Origin of the sequence: Bacillus safensis FO-36b, from assembly GCF_000691165.1 — a bacterium.
Taxonomy (GTDB): domain Bacteria; phylum Bacillota; class Bacilli; order Bacillales; family Bacillaceae; genus Bacillus; species Bacillus safensis.
In genome coordinates this window covers 1-588 of record NZ_ASJD01000036.1, presented here as the reverse complement: position 1 = coordinate 588, position 588 = coordinate 1, and the positions used below count along the sequence as shown (strand labels likewise).

The following is a 588-nucleotide window of genomic DNA, read 5'->3' as shown; positions in this document are numbered from 1 at the left end:
GTAGCTCCAGTGATCCCCGTAGCGCCGGTAGGTCCGGTAGCTCCAGTGATACCCGTTACACCACAGTAGGTCCAGTAGAACCAGTGATGCCCGTGGCCCCGGTAGGTCCGGTAGCTCCAGTTGAACCGGTGATGCCCGTGGCCCCGGTAGAGCCAGTTGATCCAGTAATCCCTGTTGGTCCAGTGATGCCCGTGGCTCCTGTATCACCAGTAGCTCCGGTAATCCCTGTCGCACCAGTAGGACCGGTAGATCCGGTAATACCGGTGGCACCAGTAGGTCCAGTTGGTCCAGTGATGCCCGTGGCCCCGGTAGATCCAGTTGATCCAGTAATCCCTGTCGCACCAGTAGGACCGGTAGATCCGGTAATACCGGTGGCACCAGTAGGTCCAGTAGAACCAGTGATGCCCGTGGCCCCGGTAGGTCCGGTAGCTCCAGTTGAACCGGTGATGCCCGTGGCCCCGGTAGAGCCAGTTGATCCAGTAATCCCTGTTGGTCCAGTGATGCCCGTGGCTCCTGTATCACCAGTAGCTCCGGTAATCCCTGTCGCACCAGTAGGACCAGTAGCTCCAGTGATGCCCGTGGCCCCCG

General features: G+C 60.2%; 1 pseudogene. It reads right to left on the bottom strand.

Annotation, left to right across the window (positions count from 1 at the left end):
• A pseudogene (locus BA81_RS18960) lies at positions 1 to 588 on the bottom strand (collagen-like domain-containing protein); the annotation flags it as partial.